The sequence below is a fragment of the Candidatus Similichlamydia laticola genome, from assembly GCF_003339615.1.
Taxonomy (GTDB): Bacteria; Chlamydiota; Chlamydiia; order Chlamydiales; family Parilichlamydiaceae; genus Similichlamydia; species Similichlamydia laticola.
The window spans coordinates 58,483-77,285 of the sequence record NZ_QQBG01000017.1 but is presented as its reverse complement, the minus strand read 5'-3'; the positions used below and the strand labels follow the sequence as shown (position 1 = coordinate 77,285).

Below are 18,803 nucleotides of genomic sequence, written 5' to 3'. Positions count from 1 at the left end.
GCAGAGTTTATAATAGAGAGGGAAACACTCGCATCAAGATGCGAAATTGAGCATATGCTATCCTCGCCCTGAGAAGACGCCAATCAATTTAGGTGGCCAAAATGCAGAGTGAAACATCAAGTCAACTAGAAAAGGTATGCTCAAAACATTATGACCATACAAAGCTTGAGAAGGAATGGTTAACTCTTTGGTCAGAAATCGCCAGCTCTTCAGAACATACTCACACTCCTTCAAAAAAAGGCCCCTTCTGTCTCCTTCTCCCTCCTCCCAATGTTACAGGATCCCTTCACATGGGACATGCCTTGACCACGACGATCCAAGATCTTATTGCTCGATTTAAAAAAATGCTTGGATACGAAGTGGTTTGGATCCCTGGGGCAGATCATGCTGGAATTGCAACACAAAGTGTTGTAGACCGAACAATCCGAAGCGAAGAAGGGCGCTCTCTACAGAGTTTAGGACGCTTGGAAGCTCTAAGCAAATTGCAGTCTTGGTCAGAACGGAATCAACAGCGCATCGTGGAGCAGCTCAAAAGATTGGGCTGCTTTTTAACTTGGAAAAAATTTACGTTTTCCATGGACTCTTCAGCCAATCAAGCTGTCCGAACGGCCTTTAAGAGGGCTGTGGACAAAGGGTTCATTTATAAAGGAAATTATTTGGTTAATTGGGACTTCGGCACGGGAACTGCTTTATCAGACGATGAAGTTACCTATGAAGAACGAACAACTGTCCTTGTCTCGATTGCTTACCCCGTCGATGAAACAACGATACCCATCGCAACAACTCGTCCAGAGACAATGTGGGGAGATGTCGCAATTGCTGTTCATCCAGAAGACCCACGCTATTCTCATTTGATCGGAAAGACCGCGAAAATACCCATCGTAGGACGAGAGATTCCTATTCTTGCCGATAGCAGAGTATTAATGGAATTCGGAACGGGTGCCGTTAAGATTACTCCTGGGCATGATCCACTAGACTACCAGATAGGACTGGATCACAAGCTCCCCATGCTCTTAATTCTCGACGCATCTGGAAGATTACAAGATTCGGGAGACATGACGGGCCTCACGATCGCAGAAGCGAGAGAGAGAATGATCCAGCGTCTTGACGAAGAGAGCTTTCTCCTTGACAAGCAGAAACATACCCACCGTATCGGGGTATCCTACCGGTCTGGAATGCCTATAGAACCCATTCTATCCAAGCAATGGTTTTTTCGCTTAAGTGCTTTTACTGATGAGTTAGAAGAAGCCTTAGAGAAAGGAGAGATCAAGCTCCTGCCAGAAGGTCAATGGGAGTCGACTTATAAACACTGGGTACGCAACCTACGTGATTGGTGCATCAGTCGGCAATTATGGTGGGGGCATCGTATTCCTGTTTGGTATAAGAAAGGTACAGATGAATGGATCTGTTCAGATTCACAACCAGAAGAAGTTGTTCTCAACCCTGAGTCTTGGGAACAGGATGAGGATGTATTAGATACATGGTTCTCTTCTGCTCTTTGGCCCATGACAACGTTAGGCTGGCCACAAGAGCAAGACGAGTTTGCTAAATTCTACCCTAACCAATTGTGTGAAACAGGATTTGATATTCTTTTCTTTTGGGTTACCCGCATGTTGGTCGTCTGCAAATTTTTAACAAAGCAATGGCCATTTCAGGACATCTACCTTCATGGTCTTATCTACGCAAAAAGCTACTGGAAGGAATCTGAAGGACACATAAGCTATATCGTTGGGAAGGAAAGAAAGGCTTATGAGACGGGGATAGAACCCATACCTCAAGACATCCAGGTCAAATGGGAGAAAATGAGCAAATCAAAAGGCAACATCATGGATCCCCTTGAGCTTGCTGAAGAATATGGTACGGATGCCATGCGTATTGCCTTGATTTCTCTTATCAGTGAGTCGAAACAACTTGACTTGGACTATCGTAAATTTGAAGAATATCGCCACTTCACGAACAAATTGTGGCACGCTGCTCGTTTCGTTTTGAAGATCATTTCAGATGTTCCTGCTTCCCCTGCTCTTCCAAGGTGTAATCCCGAAGCCTTTCTTTTAGAAGACCGTTGGATTTTATCAAGATGGTCTCGCACGGTTCAAAAGGTCTACGACTCTCTCACCCGTTATGAGTTCTTGAGTGCCTTACATGCTCTTTCCACATTCTTTTGGGACGACTTCTGTGACTATTACATCGAATTGGCTAAGCCTTTCCTGTATCAAAAACAAGGCACTACTCAAGAAAGACAGCTTAAGCGCGGGCTCATCATTCATCTTTTTATAGCTGTTCTTCGACTTCAACATCCGTTTACTCCCTTCATCACAGAAGAACTCTTAAAGGAGATTCGGGAGGCGATGTTGTTAACAAAAGAGACCTTATACCCTTTAGGAGAGAAGTGTCTTCTCTTTGAGCAGAACGAAAAAGCTCTATGTCAAGCCAGTTGCCTTCTAACCGAATATCCTAGCTTTGAGGCTGATTTTGTCGAACCTGACACCGAAAGTTCTTTCGAAAGAATACGCGAAGTTGTTCGGTCGATTCGGAAACTAAGAGCAGAAGCTAAGCTACATCCTTCTGAAGAGGTGCCTCTTTTCCTAGACTGTTGGGAGGAAAACAAAGAAGAAACAAGTCGGATCATCTGTTCTATGATCAAGACAGCCTCTCTCATCTATGGAGCTCCTTCCCCTGATCAAAAGACCACGACAGCCCTTTTAGGGAGAAGTCTTCTCCACTTAGTTCTTTCAGAGATCAATCCTGAAGAAAAAAAACGACTTGAAAAAGAGCTACGCATCATAGAGAGAGAAGTGGGGCGTTTACGTCTTTTGACAAATGATCCCCATTTTATCGAAAAGGCTCCCCGTTCTGTCCTGAACAAGCAATTAGACACTCTCTCGCGTTTGGAAGATCAAAAACAGATTCTTAAAAAAAGATTTAACTAATAGTGCATGCCGTTTTCAGATAAGATGAGAGCATAAATCGAGAAGGGAGAGATGCTTTGAAAAGTCTTTTTCTGCCGATGCAAAAGCTTCCATTTTTTTCCCTCGAAGGAGCCATCTGTTTGAAGCAGAAAATGAATGTCTTCAATGAATGAGCTGAGGTACGTTTTCAGTTTAAGGTCTTCGACCTCATGCTCTCGAATCCTTTCAAGAGTAGCCACGACCCATTCCTTTTCTGCCGGTTTTTCCAGAATTGTCATAGCTGTTCTAGCGAGGGCGTGGACGAGTTGTGCCCACTCCACAGGCAAATTCCACTCTGGAAAATGGAAATGCAGCCAATAAGAGTAGAGAGAAAATAGAGGCCAATCTGTCCAACAAGCTTGACCTAAACACCAAAGAGAACAAGCTAGAAAGCCATTTCCTGATGGGAAATGATCGGAGAAAACACATATAGCCGGAAACTGTAACTGCTTGGCCAAACGTAGTAGGGGATCCCAATGCAATCCTGGAAAAATAGGCCATATTCCCTGTCCATAAGGGAGAGAACCGCCTTGAAAAATAGGTAAAATAGGCAGTTTGCCCCCGATCAAATCTTGTTGTAACAAGGACCAAATGGGGTGCTCTTGTGTAGAAAAAACTGGTAAATACGCTTCGAAAGCTAATAAAGACCTCTCTGGAAAAACGGAAAGAAGATGAACCAAAGATGACTCAGACCACACCATTTCGGATGATGTTTGTACAATGATGATGACATGTACTTGAACAATAGTACGTAACCAGATTACCCCTTCTAACAAGGCTTCTTGGGGAAGCAAAGATTCGTTATCGCCAAAAAGGCTCTCAACATGGGCATGGAAAAAGAAATCGACAGAAGGCTCAGAAAGTATAGCTACTAAGTCGTGCCGATCTTCTTGAGTAAAATCAGTTATATCAAGACCAAATTGGACGCAAGACAATCGTGCTTTAGAAGAGATTTCCCTCAAACAAGATAAAAGGTAGCCTTGAAAAAACTTCGCTTTCGACCGGAGAAGAAGAGCATTGTAGCCCAAGGAGAGAGTTTTCAGAGCATAAGATACTGCCAAGCGTTCTCTTAGAAGATCAGAAAGCTGATGATAATAAAGAAACTCCTCTTCAGACAATTCTAAAATACGAAGGCAAAAAGCAGGCTGTAAAGTTCGAACAAGAACTTTAGAACACTTACCTAAGTAAGCGAGTGATTCAGCTAAGCTGAAGGCCTCTTCTGAATTTTGAATATGTAAAACAACCTCGTCCGGTAACCAGGAACAATATTCAGATCGACAAGCCAATTTGGTCAGCTTCTCGATACGCAAAGTAGGAAGATCAAAAGCGATCTGTCGCAGCTTCCATCGTTTATAGGCCAAAGATAAGAGTTCGTCTCTCATTTAAAAAGCTCTAATAGGAGACTATTTTCGATGATTGCATTGGAATCCGAGCTTCCCGAGACTCAGTAAAAGTATACAGCTCTGCTTGTTCCCCTGTCGTTAAGAAGAAAGTACCATCACTTGAAAAGTAGACACTTGTTTTGACATCGATACCAAATCGACCTTCTACAGAAAGGAAAGGCCCCAAACAGAAACAGGTCCGCGGCACAATCATCCTCGTATCATGGACATAAAGATCATCTAAAGAAGGACCAACTCTATAGGAGTGCTTTCCCAGACTATGACCTAAAGGGCAACGGAAAGAAGATTCCAAACCAGCTAAATGAATAAAATCTCTAGCGATACGATCGACTTCCCACCCTAAAAAGGAGTGGGCATCCCGTCTTCTTTCTTCCATAAAATGGAGAGCAGCCTGTTGTGCTCTCCTGGCTAAGAAGAAAGTATCGTATAAAAAAGCATCTGGGGAGTCACCCAGGAAAAAGCATCTCGACAGAGTAGCATAAGGAGCCCCCTCTTCGTTTTTTCGGCAGGCCAAATCGACTAGGACATAATCTCCCCAGGAAATTGCATTTGATTCAATAGTCAGGGCCCAAGGACGAGCTGAGCGTTCGTTTACCAAAACTTTAGGAGGAATCTCAGTGAAACAATCTGAAGATTCCAAAACAGCAAGAATATAGTTTTTAAGAGAGAGCTCATCCAAGAGTTGTTCAGAACAGAGACTTTCCCTAATTTTTCTGGGAAGATGGGAACAGAGCTGTTCGAGCACAGAAGCTGCAAAAAGATGTCGATTTAACTCTTCTTGATCCCAAGTGAGGAAGAGTTCAGATACAAGATCTTCACTGGAAACGAGATCCACACCGAAACTTTTGATAAGTGTATATGTACCCGCATCCAGGAAAGAGATTTCTGGAACAAAGGATTTAAAGGAGAACTCCGAAGCGATACGCACAGCTTGTTCTAAAAGCTTTGCTAGAAGCTTGGCTCTCTCTTTCCAAGAGTGATACGTTCTCACTTCTCCGGGAAGAGAATGGCAGGCTTGATCCCGTTCATGCAAACAAAAGACCCCAGGCCCATGGCTAGGAATCCACAAAAAGACAGGAAACTCAGTCTGAAGCCTAAATTCTGGACTGAGCAATTGTGCCAAAAAGGCGTTCTGGTCCTTGTAAGAACAAAGCAACCAACCATCTAAAAAGGCCTCTCGTAAGAGTAATTGCGCTTGCAATATTTTACCCTCGAAAGGAGAAATATCTGACACAAGCACCTCATTTCAAGTTATCCAAAAAACAAATACTTGAACTCTAATCCTAGAGAAATGGAACCTACGAGAAAAAGAAAGAAAGCTTTAGTCCAATGCAAAAGGTTCATAGTAAAAAGACCTCTTTTTGCCCCAGAAAAAACCAAATAAGCTGGTAAAAGGCCATACAAACTTGCATCCCCGATACCCCCAGATAGATCTAAAGCATAAAGGAATATTTTGGGAATAAAGCACGCGAAAAGGCAAGAAGGTAACAAAACAATAGACGAAAGCTCTCTAACTCTCTTCTGAAAGGGAGAGCTTTGAGACAAAGACTCCGTGAAGAAATCAAGAAAAGCAAGCGAGACCCCAATAAAGGAGGTAAACAAAACCAGTATACTGAATACAGTCGACAAGAGTGATAAAAGATCAGAATTTAGTAAATGTGTTAGGGAAATTGTAATGGGTATGCTGCCCTGGTAACTCTCAGTTAAGCTGTTCGGTCCTTCAAGAGGGAGGGTCCCAAAAGAAAAAAGAATCCAACAAACATAGATGAACCAAGTCATAAAGATCCCAAAACAGATAGCTGGCTTTAAAAGGGATTTATGACAAGACATTTGCAAAGAGGGAATAATCATCTGATGACTAAAGGAGGTCAAACAAATGGGTAGAGAAGTAAGAAGAGCTCCCTCTCTCCTGATCCAAGAGATAGACCTCCAATTAAATAATCCTACCATGTAAAGCAATAGGAAGAAAAAACAGATAAATAAGAGCCGGACCAAATGAGCATTAATTTGCATTAAAATCTTTCTGGGAAGATTGAGCAAAAAAAGGCCTAAGAAAGTGACAAAGAGACAACTCCAGACGTGGCTAGGGAAATACAAAAATATAAGCTGACTTGCGATACCAGAAATATAAGCGACAATGGAGGCTAGACAAATAAACGTATAGATCAAGATGGCTACCGTATGTAATCCTCTAGGTAGATTTTTTTCAAAAAGAGAAAAGAAATGTGTTGGTTCCTTTACAAAGGAAAAAATCTCTAAGAGAAGAAGGGAGGATACCATTGCAAAAAGAGCAGACAAAGTCAAAGTTGCCAGACCAATCAAGCAACCCTGTTCTGCCATCACAGAAGGCAGTATCGTAATACCACCTCCCACACATGTCCCAATGACGAGTAGGGAGGCATTCCAAAATTCACGGTTAAAAAGACACTCTTTAAAGCATTCTCTCAAATGAAAAAAACATCTCTTAGAAAACATAATTTTCCATAGCTATCTAATGGGTTTGTAAGATAGATTGCCCCTCTAAAAGATCCCCTCCAATAAAATGAACATGAAGGTGAAACACGGATTGTCCCCCTTGAGCACCAACATTGAGTATCAAACGATAATGTCCTTCCAAGGAGAATATTTTAGCTAGTTTCTTTGCCACGCGAAAAATCTCTACCGAAATAGCTAATTCTTCATCTGGAAGGTCATCTAAAGTCACATAAAACTTTTTAGGAATGATGAGGAAGTGGTGCGAAGAAACAGGGGCAATATCCTTAATGACAAGTAACTGTTCTGTCTCTAGAATTTTTTCAGCAGGTAATTCACCCTCAATAATTTTCTGAAAAACAGTTTTCATTCTTTCCTTTATGATCACCCGTTCGATCACGAACGGTGTCATCGTTCTCTAATTTTAAAACAAACTCTAAAGCACGCAAAGCATCCTCTTTGCATTTCCAGACAGAAAGGAAACGCCCCTTATGACAGAACACCCCTCCAGTAAGCCCCGACTCTCTTTCAAAGTCTTTTTCTAATAACCCTGCCCATGCCTGTGGCAGTAGCCTCCTGGAAATCATAGTATTTTCCTTCGATTGGGGAATAGCTCGTAGGTGCCATCCATCATGAGAAGGCATGACCAAGAACAAAGCAGGATGGCGCTCTCCACCTGCAAGAAAAAAATTTTCCATCCAAGGGACATGTTTATCAAAAACAAGAGCTAAAGAGCTCGACTCTAACTTTTCTTTTACTAGATCAAAACAAGAAAGCACATAATCTTGCCTACGAAAAAACCTGTGTAAGTAACCCAAGCAGAATTCCAAAGCTTCATTAAAAGCAACCGTCTGCTTTTCCTGGTCAAAGGGCTCTAAATCATTATAACTTGAAACAACCATTGAAAAAGTTGAAACACCGACCTCGTTCTTGTATCGTCCGCAGTCATCATCATCGATGCCTTTGACGAATTTGTCTCTCAGAGACTTCGCTTGATAGGAAGAAAAATAACCTTTCCTTTCAAGAAACTCCAAAACCATACCACAACTACTGAAATCCCCCGTATAATCGATCTGATGGTGATCGAACCTTTTTTTATCTGGGTCGAAGATGCCTCCTACGTCACACACATACTCACATCTTTCTAAAACGCGTGGATCTCTTGTTCTGAAAAGATTTTGTCGATCAACACAATCACAAAACAACAAAAGGGCACACGCCGTCACCTCATCAGCATGAAACGTCCCGTCGTGCGTGCCCACGCTGCGAAGGATTACATCCTGCTCCATCTGCATTCTCCAACGCTTATCCTTCCCAAGCTAAAAAACCTCTTTAGGAAGAGGAATGCCGACAGGAAGGGATCATACTTAATATGAGACCAACACAGTATAAAGAAAAAATAACTCCTATCCAGAAGGCGTACTCATTATGAGATAGTAAAAACTTGGTCAGTAAAGGGATAACTAAACTACGCAGTCCAACCATGAGTAAATTCAACTGGGTATAGCGACGACTCGTTGCATCCCGACTGAAAACGGTAGGAGAGAGATCCCAAATCAAATTGCTGCCCGAAACAGTCATGCCATCACATAAAAAAGACAAGATAAGACAAACCAAGGAACGACCTTGAGAGCGAACTAAACAGTGCAAAAAAGCTAGCTGCAACAGAGCCAAAATAATAATAAAGCAGAGAGAAGGGAAAAGATTCTTTCCAATAAATTTACACCCCCAAAAAGAGATACAAAAACCTCCTACTGCCTTACTCCATAGAGAAATTGTCCACAGCTTTGTGTAGGGCAAAGTCTCTTTGAAAGGAGCCAAAAAAAGAGGTACAGCCATGTGTAAAAGGAGCACGCCACACCCTACAGTAAAGAAGACAATATGAAATCGTATCAGGGAAGGCGTAACGAAAAACAGTTGAAAAAGCTTTCTAAGACAAAACGGAGCTGGCTTGGCCTTGACAAAATGTTTGGCAAGCAGGTCTTCTCGAATCACACAGACCTGTAAAAAGAGGCTTAGTAAAGAAAAAATAGTGAGAAAGGCAAGCAGAGAAGTGAAAGACAAAAAACCTTGATCCAAAATCCAGCCAAGAAAAGGTCCTAAAAGGATGCCCATGAGATAGCCATAAGATTGTAAAAGAGACCAGCATTCAAATCTTCTCTCTTGGTACAAGACATGAAGAGTCTCAACCCAAAAGGGGAGTGTCATTTTCATACAAGAAAAATAGACGGTCATCGCGAGCAGAACAATCGGAGGTGTAGGCTGAAGAAGTAAGAGAAACAAAAAGGGTAAACGCGCAATCAGCCCAATAGCGGCCATAAGCAAAGCAGGGTGCGAAGTATAAGCAGAACAGAAAGAAGACCCAATAAAACCAATAAAGGGGGTCATCGTCTTGAGAAAGGTCAACCAAGCAAGGTCTTGGGGAGAGGCGCCAAAGTCTCGAACTAAAATCAAAGGAACAAGACTTAAAAAGATCGTGAGAGGCTCCCTAGAAAGTGACACGATAAGAGGATAGATCAAACATCGGACCATGAACGACAATTCTCCTGGAATCGAGTGTGTAAGAAAAACGACTTATAATCGACACATTGCATCCTGGTCATCCAATGCATTACAATGCCCCTGACATGCGGGGCAATAGCTCAGTCGGTTAGAGCAGCGGACTTATAAACCGCCGGTCCCAGGTTCAAGTCCTGGTTGCCCTATCTTTTAGCCGCAGTTTTTGTGGAAAGAAGTGCTTCTCTAGATTATTTACAGAAAAAAACCAGATCAGTACAGGGACTTTTGCAGCCCACGAATCGGCTCCCAGAGAGAGAAAGTCGTGAAGGTAGATGTCCTATTGCACTTTAGAACCAACGGCAGCTTCGCAAACAGTAAGAAGCTCAATCCCACTGCCCTCTAGATCCATAGCAAGGATCATGCCCTTGCTCTCGATTCCCATTAGACGAATGGGCTTAAGATTAGTCAAAACAACAACCTTCTTCTGAAGTAGGCTTTCTGGTGAACAGTGCTGAGCAATTCCGGAGAGAATTGGCACGATCTCCGTACCAAGATCCACACGCAAAAGAATTAACTTTGAAGAACGTGGAACTAAGTTTGCTTCTAGAATCTTCCCTACCCGTAAATCCAAACGCTGGAATTCTTCTAGAGTCACCATTTCACGCTTCTCTATAGGATCCGTATCTGAAGTCATCTGATCCAATTCGGCCTCAATTTGTTCATCGGCTACCTTTTTGAACAGAATCTGAGAAGCAGCACACTTCGAACCAGTGAAAACAGATTGTTCGGCTCTCTCTTTCCAAGTCTTTTCTCCGAGACTTCCACTTCCTCCGACCATAGCCCACATCTTCTCTGCTGCTTCAGGAAGAAGAGGATAGGAGCCAATAGCCAAAAGGCGAATAAATTCTAAACAACAAAATAAGACGGTGTGCAATCGAGTGGTCTGATGAGAGTCCTCAATCAACTTCCAAGGTTGTGCTGTATCGAAGTAGGCATTGGCAACATGGGCACACTCCATAAGAACTTGAGTCGCTCTCCTGAGACGACACGTGTCATAGCACTCGCTCATCTCTTCTAAAAGAACTTTTGCTTTTCCTAAGGCCAACTCATCCTCTTCTGCAAAACCGTATACTTCTGGAACAAGTCCCCCACATTCTCTATGGACAATCGTCAAAGTACGGTTTACAAAATTTCCTAGCTTTCCAACAAGATCAGTATTGCACTTGTTTTGAAAGTCTTTCCAGCGAAAATCAGAGTCAGACAACTCTGGAGCAGTAGAAGCAAACATGTACCTAAGTTGCTCTACATCGTAACGGTCTAAGACAGCCTCCAAATCGACATGAACCCCATCTGTTTTGCTAATCTTCTGTCCCTCCATTGTATAAAACTGATTCACCTGCAAACTATCGACCATCTTATAGCTACCGCCCTCGCCCAACAACATGCCTGGAAACATAAGGCCGTGAAAAGTCACGTTGTCCTTCCCAAGAAATTGAATGTAACGCACATTCTGGTCTTCCCAGAAGGTCCTCCATAGGCTTTCGTCTCCTTGCTGTACGGCCCACTCAATAGATGCAGAAATATAGCCTAAAGGAGCATCAAACCAAACATAGAAAACTTTTTGAGAAAAGTTGTGATCAGAAAACTGAGGACAATTGGGGACAGGAACCCCCCAGCTCGTATCCCGCGTAATAGCGCGTGGCCTAAGCTCATCCACAGAAGAAAGAAGAAAATTCATCACAGAAGGTTTCCACTCCTCCTTTTTTTGGAGCCACTTCTTAATTTGCTCCTGTAAGGCATCTAGTCTTAGGAAATAATGTGTCGAAGCTCTTTTTTCAAGACGTTCTCCATTGATTTTTGAAACAGGATTAAGCAAAGAAGTCGCCTCATACGATGAACCACATTTAGTGCATTCATCGCCCCGAGCTTCCTGAAAACCACAAAGAGGGCAACGACCTTGTACATAACGATCAGCTAAAAAACGCTCTTCTTTAGGCGAATAGAGGTGGTCTCCCGTTGTGGCCTCAATGAACCCATTCTCAACAAGCTTCAAAAAAAAAGAGGAGACCAATTCAGCATGATAAGGGTTCGTCGTCCTAGAGAAATGATCCATTGAAATCAGAAAACGATCAAGGAGGCGCTTGTTAAAAACGTGATAAATCTGCGCATGCTCTTTGGGCGTTCTCCCTGCTAATTCGGCAGAAATAGATACAGCTAAACCATACTCATCCGAACCGGAGATAAAAAGCACATCATCTCCACGAAAACGACAGAATCTTGAAAAGACATCAGCAGGAAGATAGACACCAGCCATATGCCCAAAATGTAACGTGCCATTTGCATAAGGCAAAGCAGCAGTTACTAAAACCTTTTTTTCTGTCATGTTTACTCAGCTCCAAAATTGGCTTCTTACGAGTGATTGGGAAGAGACTCTTCCATCCAGTTGCGTCGACGGGAAGAAGAGGAAGCAATTCTTTTTTCTGTTGTTGTCATCTTTCGAACCTTCAGGCGTGGTCTGTGTGCAACACTCGTCACCTCTTCCTCAGGTTTCTCTGCAAGCTCTTTCAACACCTCAAAAGGCAGATTGCCCACAACTGTCTTCCCCCGACCTGAAACAATAGCCTTACGGGTCTCCTCAATGGCATAAAGCACCAAGTCGAAACGGCTACGAAACCGACGACTCAACTGCTCATTGGTTAAGGATGATTCGTAATCATCTTCCGTGTATTTGATCAATCCGCCCATAAAAGCCCTCCTAATGACCTTGCGTTAAACCGGTTATTCTCGTTCCTTTCTAACAATTTGTTGCAGAAGATCAAATGCAGAAGTGAGGTCATCACAAACTATCGTATAATCATACCTATCACGAAAAGTCATGACCTCCTTCCCTTTTTCAAGACGAAGTTCAATGATTTTCCTATCCTCTTCTCCCCGCTTTAATAGCCTTGTCTCTAAGGCCTCAGGAGAGGGTGGTTCAAGAAAGATAAGTACACAAGGATACAGAGCAGATAGAGAAAAAGCCCCTTGAACACCAACATTTGCAATGGGTGCCAACCCTTCCGCAAACAGGGAGTCGATCTGTGACTTCAAGACCCCATAATAATTCCCATGTATTTCTTCCCACTCAGCCAAAAGCCCCTGGTCGATGAGACCTTGGAACTTCCCTCGCGACATGAAAAAATAGTCAATGCCCTCCTGTTCATTAGACCGAGGGGCCCTTGTTGTACACGTAACCAATCGTTTGACACTCGTGTCTGCCACCAACAGATTCTGAACAAGGGTCGTCTTACCTACCCCAGAAGGCCCACTAAGAACGAATAACTTTTGCCGCTTCATTTCCAATCTCTCCACACATAACAAATCCGTTACACACATTTCGAAGACACAACAGAAGAGAAAGGGAAACGCGTCACAGCTTTGCCCCTGAAAAGAAAGCTATTGTTTCCCGTACAGGCTTGAAGGAGCGACGGTGCACAGGGCTGACCCCAATCGTTTTCAACGCAAGCAAATGTTCTGCGGTTCCATACCCTTTATTTTTCGAAAAAGAATAGCCCGGCCACCTTCCTTCAAGGTCGCACATTATAGCATCCCTCTTCACTTTCGCGAAAATCGAGGCAGCCCCAATCGTCCAAGACAGGGAGTCTCCCTTGACATAAGAACGCAAAGAGAGATGTCCAGACTGCTCGGAAAGATAGGGCAGACTCTTCCCGTCGACTAAAATACAAGCATCACGGACATCCAGACCATGTAAGGCCCTCTCCATTGCAAGAAGAGAAGCTTTCCCAATGTTAACTTGATCAATCTCCTCGACAGAAGCGACTCCGTAAGAGTATTCCAAAGAAGGAAGTGCAGCAAGCTGCTCCACAAGAAACTCCCGTTGCAGGGCAGTTAATAACTTGCTATCCTTAACTCCAGAAAGCCGTGCATTTGCAATTCGAATGCGGCACGCTACAGCTAACACCGGCCCAGCTAAACACCCTCTTCCGACTTCGTCGAGTCCGATAACCCATTCGGAACGACCATCAAGGCAGGACAAATCGAAAGAGACACCTGGATGCTCAGAAAAGACAGAAAGCTCACTCTTGTTCATCCGTAGAAGACTTGATCCTTCCCACCATCTGCTTGAGACGTGCTTTCTTCCCAACTCGCCCACGTAGAAAATTCAACTTTGCTCGACGACTGACTCCATGTCCTGTCACCTCAACCTTGATTAATAAGGGACTGTGCTCAAAAAACTTATATTCAACACCTTCTCCCATTGTGACACGCCTGACCACGAAAGCAGAAGATAAACCACTCCCACTTTTCCCAATCAACGTGCCAGAGAAGAGCTGAATCCTAGATTTATCACCCTCTTTGATCTTCATATGTACAGTGACGGAATCACCGACACGTAAGGAACACAGAGGTTCTTTTCGCTTGAACTGCTCTTCAAAAGCCAAAACTTTTGGCAACTTGTTTACCATACTTCACCCGCCATAACACCCAGAAACAATTAGCCAGTTTAAACCAGAAGGGTCGATGACCCTCAAACAGGTCAAAGTCTCCTTTCCACTATCAATATGAGAAACGACGTAAGGCCAAGACAAAGCTGCCAAAGCAGTCTCACTGCTCGTTCTTTCTTGTTCACTCACATAGCGCACAAGTTGAGATGGTGCCTCTTCTTCGAAACAGGCTAAACCCGAATTGACAAAGTGTACCGAAATTTGCTCAACAGAAGCAAGTAAGCCATACTCCGTTTCCAAGAGGACAAAACCCAAAGCCCTGTACCAATTAACCAAAAGAGAAAGAGACACATCCACATAGCGAATCAGTAAAGGCTTTCCCCTAAAGCTACTCCCCAAGGCAGAAAGAAAAAGATCCGGACGTATCCTCCTTGTTTCTTCCACCGCTCTTTCCTTTCTGAAGGCAGAAACCTGATAGTGATGACCAGAAACAAGCACTTCAGGAACCGTATATCCTAAGTACGATCTTGGACGAGTATAATGTGGAAAATCCAAAATCGAATTCTCAAAAGAGTCCTCACAAGCAGACAGGTCATTCCCAATGACTCCTAATAAAAATCTACTCACTGCATCGATCACAACAAGAGCTGCTAGACAACCATTCGTAAGAACAAAATCTCCAACAGAGATGGATTCGTCGATGCAGAGGTCCAATGCACGCGCATCCACCCCCTCGTAGTGACCAGAGAGCAAGAGGAGATGTTCCTCCTTCGCCAGCTCTTTAACAAGACGGGAATTCAACGGCCTACCAGCCGGAGAAAGCATGACCGTACGCGTACAAGGCGAAGAACAAGCTGTCACGGATCTTACAACCGTCGGTGCGTCCAAGACCATCCCTGGACCTCCTCCAAAAGGCCGATCATCCACACGGCCCCCCCGTCGTGAAGCAAAATCACGTAAGTTGATCAAGTTCACAGACAAGAGACCATCTCGAAGCGCACGACCAATCAAAGAACAAGAAAGAGGGCTATCGAAATAAGCTGGAAAAAGCGAAAGGACGGAAATGAGCACTTCTTAAGCGCCCGCCTTTCTCCGAGTAGCCGATCTCCTCCTCTCCTCTTTACGTTTTCTAGCACGTAAGGAACGTCTTGCCTCGAGTAACTGCACGGCAGCAGGGGCAGATTTGTTTAAAAAGTTTAGAAAACTCTCCGTTGGCTGTGCCCCTTTCTCCAGCCAATACAACGTCTTCTCTTCGGACAAAACGAACTCTAGCTGGCTTCCTACCGCAAAAGGGTTGTACCAACCCAAACACTCAATGTAACGACCCTCACGTGGACAACGAGCATCGGCCACAACAAATCGATACACCTTGCGATTTCTCTGCCCCTGCTGTCGCAACCGAATCTTTAGTGCCATTTCAACCCTCCCATCATTTTTTTTAACTTGTCCAGATCAAAGGACGAACCCATTTGGCGAACAGTAGACCGGAACGCCTCAAAATTTTGAATAAGACGCATCACCTCCTGAACGGAGCAACCACTACCTGAAGCGATGCGATGCAAACTCTTCTCTGAGAACGGAACCAGACAGAGCCTCTCTTTAGCCTTCATTGAGCAAATAATTGCCTCTGAGCGAACAAAATCATTTTCCTCAAAATGCAACTCAGAAAAGCCAGGGACCATAGCCAAAAGAGCAGAAAGCGGACCACATTTCCTCAAAGCACGACACTGATCCAAATAGTCTTGAAAAGTAATCTCCCCCTCAAGAGCTCTTTTCTTCAAATCATCAATTTGGTCTCCTTGCAAAGGCCCCCTAAGCTTCTTTTTTAAATTAAACGTATCCCCCATGCCCAAAATCCGATCCGCCATTGACAAAGGGTTAAAAAGGCGTAAATCCTCTAAGCGTTCCCCAAAGCCTTCAAAAACGATCGGGACACCAACCCGATGTACCATCGACAGGATACTGCCCCCTTTGACCTCCCCATCTAACATCGTCACGATAAAACCCGTTAATCTGACCTTTTCGTGGAAACGGAGACCAGATTCTAAAACGGACTGGCCTTTTCCGCCATGCACAACAAAAAAAACTTTTTCCGGATTTAACAAAGAACAAATTTGATTTAGCTCCTGCATGGCTGTGATGTCTGTATCGAGACAACCGGCACTATCTACAAGAAGAAGATGTATACCTTGCAAACGAGATTGCTTGAGAACACGTTGTAAAAAGGAGTCGAGATCCTCCTGTGGTTCTACCAAGAAAAGAGTAAGATGCAGTTCCTTTGTTAAAAGTTCTAGCTGCTTTCCTGCCATGGGGCGACTAAAATCCGCACAAACTAGACCAATCGATAAGGAAACATCTTGTTGCCTAAGAAAAGCAGCTAGTTTAGCTATTTGCGTTGTTTTTCCTTGACCAGGCAACCCACAAAACAACCAAACACAGGTCTTATTTTCTACAGGGGAGAAATAGGGCGTGTTTTCCGCTTCTTCCGCATAATACTCCCGAGAAGACTCTTCTGTTTTTCCTAATAAAAGGCCAACCTCTTCGTAAATGAGTTCCGTGAAACGAGTAGGTGTCCATTTCCCCCTTTGGACAGCCTCTGCGGCCCCTTCTTTTATTTTCGAAAGAAGATGGTCAATGACTGAGGGGTGTACGTCAGCTTCCAGGAGTAAAGAACGCATCTGTGCACAGATATCTTCAGAGTCACAATCACTAAGAAAAGACTTTTGTTTAATTCCTTGGAGCAGCCTGCTCCATCCCTGTTTCAAAACAGAAAACATACATCTACCTCAACCACATGAAGGCTGCCAGCCTTGAAAAAGAAGAAAACGCTCCTTCCCGAAAGAATCGTAATAACTTACCCCTAACCCCCAACCAAAATGGGTCGCGAGTCTCTTGACCTCTTGAACTTGTGTCGAGCCTACTTCAAGTAGAAGAAAGCCTTTTTCTTTAAGGTGCGTTCCTGCTCGTTTCAAAATAGACACAATGCCTTCCAATCCACTTCCTCCAGCAACAAGAGCAGACTTAGGTTCGAATTCGGCTACGGAAGAGTCTAATGCCTTCCACTCGTCTTCGCTCAAATAGGGAGGATTCGAAATGATTAAATCAAAAAACTCTCCTGCCCAAGGTTCCAACCAAGAACCCTCTCTAAAATAAATTTCCCTGGATAAGAGCGCTGCATTTTTCCTAGCAATCTTCAAAGCAGAAGCACAAAGATCAGAAGCAAAGACCAAATTGTTGCTGTCTGGACGCCTTTTCTTCAATCCCAGAGCTAAACAACCCGTACCACAGCATAAGTCAAGCATTCGACTAACCGGTGGCAACTCACTCCAAGGGATATAGCAAAACATTTCCTCCGTTTCCGGACGAGGAATCAAAGTGGAAGAGTCAACACAAATCCATTCCCCGTCAAAAAAAGCCTCACCTAAAACGTACTCCAAAGGGCACCCGCCTACCAGACGTTGCATGGCAATCTCTGTCCTTTCGAGCCACTCCTTACTGACCTCTCTTTCTAAATCAAGATAGAGCTGAGAAAGAGAAACGTAGCCACACCTTCTGGCACATAGCCAGTCCACTTCTTTCTCTAACTGTCCTGCTTGGAGGGCAAAAGCTCGCCATTTCTTGACCAGATCCCTTAAGGTGATATTTGATGTGAACATCTGTTCTTTCCATGCCAGCGAACAAGAGCAGAACAAATCGGCTCCAAAGCCCCATTCATCACTTGATCTAGTGAATATAACGTCAGCTGAATTCGATGATCTGTCACCCTATTTTGAGGAAAATTATATGTCCGAATACGTTCTGATCGATCTCCACTCCCCACCTGCGATGCTCTCAAAGCGGCAACAGCAGCATGTTTTTCTGTACGTTCCTTTTCGAGAAGCTTCGCTTTAAGGAGGCGCATTGCTTTATCCCGATTACGATGTTGACTTCTCTCTTCTTGACAATAGCAAACAATACCGGAAGGAATATGAGTAATACGAACAGCCGAATCCGTTTTATTTACATGTTGCCCACCGGCTCCGGAGGCACGGCAAGTCTGAATCTTGAGATCCTTTTCATTCACTTGAAAATGACTTGAAGGATCATCTGGAACTAAAACAGCAATTGTAACAGCAGAAGTATGCAACCGACCCTGTGCTTCTGTGACTGGGACGCGTTGAACGCGATGCGTTCCGGCCTCATGCCTTAAGGTTCTGTAAGCAGATTTCCCAGAAACCTCAAAGATATATTCTTTGAAACCTCCCAAAGAGGAAGGCATCACAGATAGAACTTCAATCGTCCATTTCTTCCCATCTGCATAAAGCTGGTACATACGTGCGCAGTCGGCAACAAACAAAGCTGCCTCATCTCCACCTGTCCCAGCTCGTATTTCGACAATCGCACTGAGGTCATCTAACGGATCGGGTGGAATAAGGAGAAGTTCCAACTGATGCCGCATATCTTCTCGTTTTTTTTCTAAAGCAAGAAGCTCCTGGGACAGAAAAACATACATTTCGGAGTGAGCACCTTGAGAAACAAGCAGCTGTTGCACTTCCTGAATATCTCGTTCGTGTTGGTCAAACTCCCTAAAGGCTGTTGTTAAATCGACAAGACGAGCATGTTCTTTTGACAATTCAATAAACGCTTTTTGATCCCGAAAGATCTCTAAATCAGCCAATTGGGCCTGAACTTGACCCAAACGCTCGAAAAACTGAGCCTTAAAGGAAGGATCAAAAGTGATTTCTTCTCCTGACATGCAGCCACTCGACCTATAAGCTGTCTAAGATTCAGATTGCTTGCGATACTTCTTGTTAAACTTAGAAATTCTTCCCTCAGTATCTACGTACTTCTGACCTGTAAACAAGGGATGTGAAGAAGAAGAAATAGGAATCTCGCATAGAGGGTATTCTATCCCATTAACAACGCATGTCTTATCATGCTTTCCCTTCCAGGTTGTACCACAGAGGTACTGAACACCAGTAGAAGTATCTACGAAAGCAACAGTACGATACTCGGGATGCAAACGTGCTTTTCTCTCTCTCTTCTTACTCATGATT

At 43.8% G+C, this 18,803-nt stretch carries 18 protein-coding genes and 1 tRNA gene; 2 read left to right on the top strand and 17 right to left on the bottom strand.

The window, feature by feature from the left end:
* The first annotated feature begins 101 nt into the window (after positions 1-101).
* Complete coding sequence (locus tag HAT2_RS02625; RefSeq protein ID WP_114544473.1) at positions 102-2,930, top strand: valine--tRNA ligase; 2,829 nt, start codon at positions 102-104, stop codon at positions 2,928-2,930.
* Here the strand turns inward: HAT2_RS02625 and HAT2_RS02620 are convergent.
* The 6 genes from HAT2_RS02620 to HAT2_RS02595 are packed head-to-tail and all read right to left on the bottom strand — an operon-like array spanning position 2,927 to position 9,355.
* Positions 2,927-4,330, bottom strand: coding sequence for a hypothetical protein (locus HAT2_RS02620; protein ID WP_114544472.1), 1,404 nt, complete (start codon positions 4,328-4,330; stop codon positions 2,927-2,929). The two genes, HAT2_RS02625 and HAT2_RS02620, sit on opposite strands and share 4 nt — an antisense overlap.
* Before the next feature lie 10 nt (positions 4,331-4,340).
* Positions 4,341-5,585 carry a M24 family metallopeptidase gene (locus tag HAT2_RS02615; RefSeq protein WP_181860324.1) on the bottom strand — a complete coding sequence of 415 codons (1,245 nt, stop codon included), beginning with the start codon at positions 5,583-5,585 and terminating at the stop codon, positions 4,341-4,343.
* A 17-nt stretch (positions 5,586-5,602) separates the two neighbouring features.
* Positions 5,603-6,826, bottom strand: a complete 1,224-nt coding sequence (locus HAT2_RS02610) for an aromatic amino acid transport family protein (protein WP_114544470.1) — start codon at positions 6,824-6,826, stop codon at positions 5,603-5,605.
* Positions 6,827-6,842: 16 nt separating this feature from the next.
* Positions 6,843-7,193 (bottom strand): HIT domain-containing protein, encoded by a 351-nt coding sequence (locus HAT2_RS02605; protein WP_114544469.1) that lies wholly within the window; start codon positions 7,191-7,193, stop codon positions 6,843-6,845.
* Complete coding sequence (locus HAT2_RS02600) at positions 7,165-8,112, bottom strand: MYG1 family protein (protein ID WP_181860323.1); 948 nt, start codon at positions 8,110-8,112, stop codon at positions 7,165-7,167. Before HAT2_RS02600 ends, HAT2_RS02605 begins: the two co-directional genes overlap by 29 nt.
* A 43-nt stretch (positions 8,113-8,155) precedes the next feature.
* On the bottom strand, positions 8,156-9,355 hold the full coding sequence (locus HAT2_RS02595; protein WP_114544467.1) for a hypothetical protein: 1,200 nt from the start codon (positions 9,353-9,355) through the stop codon (positions 8,156-8,158).
* A 99-nt stretch (positions 9,356-9,454) separates the two neighbouring features.
* On the opposite strand from HAT2_RS02595, the gene HAT2_RS02590 reads away from it, so the two are divergent.
* Positions 9,455-9,528: transfer RNA gene (locus HAT2_RS02590), tRNA-Ile, on the top strand.
* A gap of 131 nt (positions 9,529-9,659) precedes the next feature.
* On the opposite strand, the gene metG is transcribed toward HAT2_RS02590, so the two are convergent.
* From metG to HAT2_RS02535, 11 genes are all read right to left on the bottom strand, one after another.
* A complete protein-coding gene (gene metG, locus HAT2_RS02585) occupies positions 9,660-11,705 on the bottom strand; it encodes a methionine--tRNA ligase (protein WP_114544466.1) in 2,046 nt (681 codons plus the stop codon).
* A gap of 26 nt (positions 11,706-11,731) precedes the next feature.
* Positions 11,732-12,067: a hypothetical protein gene (locus HAT2_RS02580; protein ID WP_114544465.1), complete on the bottom strand. Its 336-nt coding sequence runs from the start codon at positions 12,065-12,067 to the stop codon at positions 11,732-11,734.
* 33 nt (positions 12,068-12,100) lie between these two features.
* Complete coding sequence (gene gmk / locus HAT2_RS02575; protein WP_181860322.1) at positions 12,101-12,658, bottom strand: guanylate kinase; 558 nt, start codon at positions 12,656-12,658, stop codon at positions 12,101-12,103.
* Positions 12,659-12,731: 73 nt separating this feature from the next.
* Positions 12,732-13,412, bottom strand: a complete 681-nt coding sequence (locus HAT2_RS02570) for a ribonuclease HII (RefSeq protein WP_114544463.1) — start codon at positions 13,410-13,412, stop codon at positions 12,732-12,734.
* A complete protein-coding gene (gene rplS, locus HAT2_RS02565; RefSeq protein WP_114544462.1) occupies positions 13,399-13,788 on the bottom strand; it encodes a 50S ribosomal protein L19 in 390 nt (129 codons plus the stop codon). Before rplS ends, HAT2_RS02570 begins: the two co-directional genes overlap by 14 nt.
* 3 nt (positions 13,789-13,791) lie before the next feature.
* Entirely contained in the window at positions 13,792-14,838 is a 1,047-nt protein-coding gene (gene trmD / locus HAT2_RS02560) for a tRNA (guanosine(37)-N1)-methyltransferase TrmD (RefSeq protein ID WP_114544461.1), read from the bottom strand.
* 3 nt (positions 14,839-14,841) lie between these two features.
* The gene (gene rpsP, locus HAT2_RS02555) at positions 14,842-15,183 is read right to left on the bottom strand and encodes a 30S ribosomal protein S16 (protein WP_114544460.1); all 342 of its coding nucleotides are present in this window, start codon (positions 15,181-15,183) and stop codon (positions 14,842-14,844) included.
* Positions 15,174-16,544, bottom strand: a complete 1,371-nt coding sequence (locus tag HAT2_RS02550) for a signal recognition particle receptor subunit alpha (RefSeq protein ID WP_114544459.1) — start codon at positions 16,542-16,544, stop codon at positions 15,174-15,176. Before HAT2_RS02550 ends, rpsP begins: the two co-directional genes overlap by 10 nt.
* Before the next feature lie 9 nt (positions 16,545-16,553).
* Entirely contained in the window at positions 16,554-17,423 is an 870-nt protein-coding gene (locus tag HAT2_RS02545) for a HemK/PrmC family methyltransferase (RefSeq protein WP_114544458.1), read from the bottom strand.
* On the bottom strand, positions 17,399-18,502 hold the full coding sequence (gene prfA / locus HAT2_RS02540) for a peptide chain release factor 1 (RefSeq protein ID WP_114544457.1): 1,104 nt from the start codon (positions 18,500-18,502) through the stop codon (positions 17,399-17,401). The genes HAT2_RS02545 and prfA overlap by 25 nt, the downstream gene beginning before the upstream one ends.
* A gap of 24 nt (positions 18,503-18,526) precedes the next feature.
* Positions 18,527-18,799, bottom strand: coding sequence for a type B 50S ribosomal protein L31 (locus HAT2_RS02535; RefSeq protein ID WP_114544456.1), 273 nt, complete (start codon positions 18,797-18,799; stop codon positions 18,527-18,529).
* Positions 18,800-18,803 lie beyond the last annotated feature (4 nt).

Bases quoted from the DNA above. Each gene is read 5' to 3' on its own strand.
- HAT2_RS02625 (WP_114544473.1), top strand. From the start codon at position 102: ATGCAGAGTGAAACATCAAGTCAACTAGAAAAGGTATGCTCAAAACAT.
- HAT2_RS02620 (WP_114544472.1), bottom strand. From the start codon at position 4,330: ATGAGAGACGAACTCTTATCTTTGGCCTATAAACGATGGAAGCTGCGA.
- HAT2_RS02610 (WP_114544470.1), bottom strand. From the start codon at position 6,826: ATGTTTTCTAAGAGATGTTTTTTTCATTTGAGAGAATGCTTTAAAGAG.
- HAT2_RS02605 (WP_114544469.1), bottom strand. From the start codon at position 7,193: ATGAAAACTGTTTTTCAGAAAATTATTGAGGGTGAATTACCTGCTGAA.
- HAT2_RS02600 (WP_181860323.1), bottom strand. From the start codon at position 8,112: ATGGAGCAGGATGTAATCCTTCGCAGCGTGGGCACGCACGACGGGACG.
- HAT2_RS02595 (WP_114544467.1), bottom strand. From the start codon at position 9,355: ATGGTCCGATGTTTGATCTATCCTCTTATCGTGTCACTTTCTAGGGAG.
- metG (WP_114544466.1), bottom strand. From the start codon at position 11,705: ATGACAGAAAAAAAGGTTTTAGTAACTGCTGCTTTGCCTTATGCAAAT.
- HAT2_RS02580 (WP_114544465.1), bottom strand. From the start codon at position 12,067: ATGGGCGGATTGATCAAATACACGGAAGATGATTACGAATCATCCTTA.
- gmk (WP_181860322.1), bottom strand. From the start codon at position 12,658: ATGAAGCGGCAAAAGTTATTCGTTCTTAGTGGGCCTTCTGGGGTAGGT.
- HAT2_RS02570 (WP_114544463.1), bottom strand. From the start codon at position 13,412: ATGAACAAGAGTGAGCTTTCTGTCTTTTCTGAGCATCCAGGTGTCTCT.
- rplS (WP_114544462.1), bottom strand. From the start codon at position 13,788: ATGGTAAACAAGTTGCCAAAAGTTTTGGCTTTTGAAGAGCAGTTCAAG.
- rpsP (WP_114544460.1), bottom strand. From the start codon at position 15,183: ATGGCACTAAAGATTCGGTTGCGACAGCAGGGGCAGAGAAATCGCAAG.
- HAT2_RS02550 (WP_114544459.1), bottom strand. From the start codon at position 16,544: ATGTTTTCTGTTTTGAAACAGGGATGGAGCAGGCTGCTCCAAGGAATT.
- HAT2_RS02545 (WP_114544458.1), bottom strand. From the start codon at position 17,423: ATGTTCACATCAAATATCACCTTAAGGGATCTGGTCAAGAAATGGCGA.
- prfA (WP_114544457.1), bottom strand. From the start codon at position 18,502: ATGTCAGGAGAAGAAATCACTTTTGATCCTTCCTTTAAGGCTCAGTTT.
- HAT2_RS02535 (WP_114544456.1), bottom strand. From the start codon at position 18,799: ATGAGTAAGAAGAGAGAGAGAAAAGCACGTTTGCATCCCGAGTATCGT.